The following is a 6,375-nucleotide window of genomic DNA, read 5'->3' as shown; positions in this document are numbered from 1 at the left end:
GCGCCGTCCACCGACGCGGCTTCGTACTGCTCGCCCGGAATCGCCATACGGCCGGCCAGCAGGATCAGCGTCCAGAACGGCAGCGATTTCCAGATATGCGCCAGCATCGAAAAGCCCAACGCCAGCGTCGGGTCGTTCAGCCAGTTCGGGCCGTCCATGCCGGTGAAGCGGTAGATGGCGGCGTTCACCACGCCCCACTCCGGGTTGAGCATGAAGCGCATGGACAGGATGGTCGGGATCGACGGCACGGCCCAAGGCAGGATGAAGATCATCGACAGGATCTTGACCCACCAGCGCGTGTTCAGGAAGAAGCCCGACAGGCCGAGTGCCAGCATCATCTTGATGTTGACGGAGACCACGACAAAGATCACGGTGTTGATCACCGTGCGGAAGAAAATGGGGTCGGCAAACAGCCGCTCGTAACTCTCCGGATGGCGCGCGAGCCACAGGCCGTAGCCCACCGGGTAGATCACGAAAATCAGGAAGATGAGAAGGTAGGGGATGACAAGAATCGCGCCCCACTTCTCCCACGAAGTCATGGCATTTTTTCTGACGGCCGATGCGGTGGCCGGTGTGTCGAGGGTGATGGTGCTCATGGCTTGTACCCTCCCCCAGCGGGGGGAGGGACTTTCGTTTTTAGTTGGATGCGACCGTCTTGATGCGGGCAATCATCTCGTCCACCGCCTTGTCAACCGGCACCTTCTCATTGAGCACGCGGTTGGCCGCCTTGGCCCAGACGTTCTCGTTGTTCAGCACGGTGAACTTGTAGTTCTTGACGAACTCGAAGCCCACCGTTCCGTTGGCGTACTGGTTGAACACCGACTTCCGATGCGCATCAGCCTGCCAGAACGGGCGTGCCTGACCGGCCTTGGTCACCGGGAACCAACGGCCGAGCGAGCCTTCGACGTACGGCGTCAGGTTCTCTTCTTCCATCAGGAACTTGACGAACTCCTTGGCGCGGGCCTTGTTCTTGGCCTGGCTAAAGACAACGCCAGTCTTCACCGCCGTGCGGTAGACCATCTTGCTACCGTCCGGTTTGTTTGGAAAGCCTGCCGTGCGGATGCGCTCGTTGTAGTTCTTCTTCGCCAGTTCACGCTCTTCGGGTTTGAGCTTGTCGTTGTTGGCGTCGTCAAGCCACTTGGCCGCGATTGAGATCGTCGCGTTGTGTGTCATGACCGTGGTCTTGTTGTGGAAGGCGACGTTGTTGTCCGGGTCTTTCCAGCTGGTGGACGACGGTGGCGAGCAGCCCTTGGTGTACGGCGCGGTGTAGTCGGTCAACGCGCCAATCAGGCCGGCACGAACGTTAGGGTCATCGACCAGCAGCTTGCCGCTGTCGCTCACCAGCTTCACGTTGTACGCATCCATGAAGGTCAGGAAGGAGAAGAACGAGTCGCTCGAGTCCACGCCCAGGGGCTGGCCGATGCCGAAGGTGYGGTTGCCGCTCTTCTGGCGATAAGCCGGTTGCACTTTGTCGCACCAGAAAGACCAGTAGCCCTTCCAATCGGTCGGGATGTCGGACTCCTTGAAGCCCGCATCGTTGAGCATGTCGATCCAGTACTCGATGTGCATGGTCTGCTGCTTGATCGGAAAGGCGTAGTAGGCGCGGGTCTTGGCTGCGTCGTTCCACAGGAACGTCGTCTCCACCGTGTTGGGGGCAAAACGCGCGCGGATCGGGTTGATCACGCTGGAGATGTCTTCCAGCTTGCCGTCATAGGCCCACTTGCTCGTGACCTGGAAGTCATACACGTCGGCATAGGCGACGTCAGGCGGGTTGCCAGAGTCCAGCGCAGCCACGGTCTTGGGGATCATGTCCTGGATCGGGTACTGCGACAGCTCGATTTTCACACCCTTGTGCTTGGCTTCGTACTTCTTGATGGCGTCGAAGAGTGCCTGGTCCTCCGCCTGGTAGAAGCCCTTGACCCACCAGACGGTGAGCTTGTCTTGCGCGACAGCGTGGCCGCCTGCGAGCAGGCCCCCCGCGATCATCGCGCTGGCAAGAATTGTCCTGATCTTCATTGCTTTGTCTCCTGTGGTTGTTGAACTGTCTAACCGGGTCGCTCAGCTCTTAGCGCTTGCTATCATATGATGATTGAAACGCCGGTTTTCTATGGAAAACCCGCGGTACAGCACCCGGTCCCGGGCTCATCTTCTGGAACTCTTTCGAAGGAGTCTCTTACTGGCATTCAGGGACTGGACTGAGCAGTGGCCGGCCTGCGAAGTGAGCACTCAGATTGGCCACCGCCAGATCCGCCATGGCCTTGCGCGTCTGCCAGGTTCCGCTGGCCATGTGCGGAGTCAGCACGACGTTGTCCAGCGCCTTCAGCGCATCCGGCACCTGCGGTTCTTTCTCGAAGACATCGAGACCCGCGCCCGCGATCACGCCGCGTTGCAGGGCATCGACCAGCGCCGCCTCATCCACGACCGAGCCGCGCGCAACATTGATCAGGTAACCCTCGGGACCCAAGGCCTTGAGCACTTCAGCATTGATCAGGTGTTTCGTTCCGGCGCCGCCCGGAGTGATCACCACCAGGAAATCCACCGCAGCGGCAAGCGCTGCTGCGGTGGGATGATAGGCGTACGGCAGCTCCGCCTTGGCGGTGCGCGCCGTATAGGCGATGGACATGCCGAAAGCTTCTGCGCGGCTGGCAATGGCCTGCCCGATGCGGCCCAGCCCAACGATGCCCAGCCGGGCACCTGAAACCTTGCGGGCCAGCGGCATCGGACCCTCGGCGGCCCATCGGCCGGCACGCACATAGCGGTCTGCCAGGGGGATGCGCCGCGCCACCGACAGCATGAGGCCCAGCGCGAGGTCGGCGACTTCGTCGTTGAGCACCCCGGGGGTGTGCGTCACGGGGATGCGGCGGTTCAATGCGGCGGGTACATCGACGCCGTCGTAGCCCACGCCGAAGATCGACACCACTTCGAGTGCAGGCAGTTTCTCTATCAGCGCGGCCGTGACCTTGGACTCGCCGCCGCCCGAGATGCCGCGAATCTGCGGCGCGACCATTGCAAACGCCTCGGGGTCCGTCTCGTGCAGGCGGTCGTGCACTACGAAGGCCGCAGCGAGCGGCTCCATCAGGAAAGGCGGGAGCTTGGAGACGGCAAGGATGTGCGGGCGGGACAAGGGAACTACTCCGATCATGGTTTTCACTAAGACAGCGGCCGCAATGGTATGACGATAATACCTTTACACTTTCAGGATTAACCCTACTATTTAGGCCGACAGCACATGACCGACAGCAGCAAACCCAAAAAGAAACCCGAAGAACTGCGCAGCCAGCAATGGTTCGGCCGCCAGGACCGCGACGGCTTTGCCTACCGCAGCTGGGTCAAGGGCAAGGGCGTCCCGCACGACCAGTTTGACGGCAGGCCGGTCATCGGCATCTGCAACACCTTCAGCGAACTGACTCCCTGCAACTCGCACTTCCGCACCATCGCCGAGCAGGTCAAGATCGGTGTCTATGAGGCAGGCGGCTTTCCACTGGAGTTTCCGGTGATGTCGCTGGGCGAGACGCTGCTGCGCCCCACCGCCATGCTGTACCGCAACCTGGCCAGCATGGACGTGGAAGAAAGCATTCGCGGCAATCCGATCGACGGCGTGGTGCTGCTGATGGGCTGCGACAAAACCACGCCCTCCTTGGTGATGGGCGCCTCCAGCGTCGATCTGCCTACAGTGGGTGTCAGCGGCGGGCCTATGCTCAGCGGTAAATGGCGCGGCCAGGAGCTGGGCTCGGGCACCGGCGTCTGGAGCATGAGCGAGCAGGTGCGTGCCGGCACACTCAAACTTGCCGAGTTTTTTGAGGCCGAAAGCTGCATGCACCGCAGCCACGGCCACTGCATGACCATGGGCACGGCATCAACGATGGCCAGCATGGTCGAGGCGCTGGGCATAGGCCTGCCCGGCAACGCCGCGTATCCGGCAGTGGACGGCCGGCGCAATGTACTGGCCCGCATGGCCGGTCGACGTGCCGTCGAGATGGTGCACGAAGACCTCACACTCTCGAAGATTCTCACGCGTGAGGCATTCGAAAATGCCATCAAGACCCTGGCCGCCATTGGCGGCTCCACCAACGCAGTCATTCACCTGATCGCCATCGCCGGACGTATCGGCGTGAAGCTCACGGTGGATGACTTTGACCGCCTGGCCAGCGAGCTGCCCTGCCTCGTTAACCTGCAGCCTTCCGGTAAATACCTGATGGAAGATTTCTGCTACGCCGGCGGCCTGCCTGTCGTGATGAAGGAAATCGCGCAGCACCTGCACACCAGCGCCATTACAGCCAACGGCAAAACCATCGGCGAGAACATTGCTGATGCGGAAAACTACAACACTGATGTCATCATGCCGCTCTCCACTCCCTTCAAGGACAAGGCCGGCATCGCCGTGCTGCGGGGCAACCTGTCGCCGCGCGGCGCGGTCATCAAGCCCAGCGCAGCCACGCCCGCGCTCATGGTGCACAAAGGCCGTGCCGTAGTCTTTGAAACCATTGAAGATTTCCATGCACGCATCGACGATGAAAACCTGGACATCGACGAGAACTGCGTGATGGTGCTGAAGAACTGCGGGCCCAAGGGCTACCCCGGCATGGCCGAAGTCGGCAACATGCCACTGCCGCCCAAGGTGCTGCGCAAAGGCATCACCGACATGGTCCGCATCAGCGACGCCCGCATGAGCGGTACAGCGTATGGCACCGTGATACTGCACACAGCCCCTGAAGCCGCAGCAGGCGGGCCACTGGCCCTGGTGCAAAACGGTGACATCATCGAACTGGATGTGCCCAACCGCCGGCTACACCTGCATGTCAGTGACGAAGAGCTCGCCAGGCGCATGACCAGCTGGAAAGCACCCGAGCCGCCGCTGTCTTCAGGCTACTGGAAGCTTTACATCGACCACGTGCTGCAGGCCGACGAAGGCGTTGACCTGGATTTCCTGGTCGGCAAGCGCGGCTCTTTCGTGCCGCGCGACAATCACTGAGAACCAGCAGGCGCTGCTTACACGGCCCTCCCTTTCTCGGGGTACAGCGCGGGTACGGCGCCGCGATCGGCCGCGGGTAACATGGAGGCTTCAAACGCGGGTATTTCCCTCTGGAAATTTCCGCGTTACGACCCGCCATGCTCCCGCGCTGATCAAGGTCTCGAAGCGCGTATGCTGCTACCTTTTCGGGACAGCAAAGGATGCCAGAAAGTTCTATGCAAGCCAGAAAATTCGATGTCGTCGCACTCGGCGAGGCCATGGTGGAGTTCAACCAGACCCAGGCCGGCCAGCCTAACTACCTGCAGGGCTTCGGCGGAGACACCAGCAATGCCGTGATTGCCGCCGCACGCGCAGGAGCCTGCACCGCTTACCTCACACGCCTGGGCGGCGACACTTTCGGCCAATCACTGATGGCGTTGTGGGCCACTGAAAACGTCTCCACCGCGGCGGTGCAGCAAGACCCGGAAGCCAGCACGGGCCTTTACTTTGTCACGCACGGCAAAAACGGGCATGAATTCAGCTACTTGCGCGCAGGCTCTGCCGCCAGCCGCATGACGCCGGGCTGGCTGCAGCAAGCCGGCGCAGCCGATGCCGTGCGCCAAGCCAAGGTTCTGCATGTATCGGGCATCTCGCTGGCGATTTCCGCCAGCGCCTGCGACACAGCCTTTGCCGCGATGAAACTGGCCAAAGAGGCCGGTACCCTCGTGTCGTTTGACTCCAACCTGCGGCTCAAGCTCTGGCCGCTGGACCGGGCCCTTGCCTGCACCCGCCATGCCGTTTCACTGTGCGACATTTTCTTGCCGAGCCTGGAAGACATCACCACCCTCAACGGCATGACAGACCCCGACGCGGTAGTGGACTGGGGCCACGCCCTGGGCGCCAAAACCGTGGTGCTCAAGCTCGGCGGCGACGGCGCGCTGGTCAGCGACGGCACGCGGCGCGAGCGCGTGCCCGTGCACAACGTGAAGCTGGTGGACGCCACCGGCGCAGGCGACTGCTTTTGCGGCAACCTGCTGGCGCGCATTGCGGCGGGCGATAACGTCTTTGATGCGGCCCGTTATGCCAATGCAGCGGCCGCCCTCACGGTGCAGGGCTACGGTGCGGTCGCTCCGCTGCCGCGCCCCGAACAGGTCAGGGCCCTGCTGTGAACCACCTTCTGGCAGTCGACTGGGGCAGCTCCTCATTGCGCGGCGCGCTGATCGACGGCGACGGCACAGCCCTGGACGAGCGTTCCTTCGCACGCGGCATCCTGACTGTCGCTCCCGGTACCTTTCCGGAGGTTTTTGCAAGCTGCTTTGCCGACTGGATGACGTCCGGCACGCTGTGCCTGATCTCCGGCATGGCCGGCAGCAAACAGGGATGGCGCGAAGCGCCCTACTGCGCCTGCCCCGCCGGTTTTGATG

6 protein-coding genes are annotated in these 6,375 nt (G+C 62.2%); 3 read left to right on the top strand and 3 right to left on the bottom strand.

Translation table 11 applies throughout. From position 1 onward, the window contains the following. From AC1D1P_RS11290 to AC1D1P_RS11280, 3 genes are all read right to left on the bottom strand, one after another. A partial coding sequence (locus AC1D1P_RS11290; protein ID WP_477673028.1) for a carbohydrate ABC transporter permease occupies positions 1-596 on the bottom strand: 596 nt, incomplete at its 3' end. Positions 597-636: 40 nt separating this feature from the next. Further along, complete coding sequence (locus tag AC1D1P_RS11285; protein ID WP_477673027.1) at positions 637-2,016, bottom strand: ABC transporter substrate-binding protein; 1,380 nt, start codon at positions 2,014-2,016, stop codon at positions 637-639. Between the two features lie 157 nt (positions 2,017-2,173). Next, entirely contained in the window at positions 2,174-3,142 is a 969-nt protein-coding gene (locus AC1D1P_RS11280) for a 2-hydroxyacid dehydrogenase (RefSeq protein ID WP_477673026.1), read from the bottom strand. Positions 3,143-3,229: 87 nt separating this feature from the next. Here AC1D1P_RS11280 and AC1D1P_RS11275 point away from each other — a divergent pair, with 87 nt between their 5' ends. The 3 genes from AC1D1P_RS11275 to AC1D1P_RS11265 form a co-directional block, all read left to right on the top strand. After that, the gene (locus tag AC1D1P_RS11275) at positions 3,230-4,972 is read left to right on the top strand and encodes an IlvD/Edd family dehydratase (protein WP_477671418.1); all 1,743 of its coding nucleotides are present in this window, start codon (positions 3,230-3,232) and stop codon (positions 4,970-4,972) included. A 215-nt stretch (positions 4,973-5,187) separates the two neighbouring features. Further along, positions 5,188-6,120: a sugar kinase gene (locus AC1D1P_RS11270; protein ID WP_477671417.1), complete on the top strand. Its 933-nt coding sequence runs from the start codon at positions 5,188-5,190 to the stop codon at positions 6,118-6,120. Next, positions 6,117-6,375: 2-dehydro-3-deoxygalactonokinase (locus tag AC1D1P_RS11265; RefSeq protein ID WP_477673025.1), on the top strand; the 259-nt coding region annotated here is incomplete at its 3' end. The genes AC1D1P_RS11270 and AC1D1P_RS11265, both read left to right, overlap by 4 nt.

This window comes from Polaromonas sp. P1_E1_2, assembly GCF_056406035.1.
The sequence above is the reverse complement of the archived record's forward strand: the minus strand, read 5'-3'. Positions and strand labels throughout refer to the sequence as shown.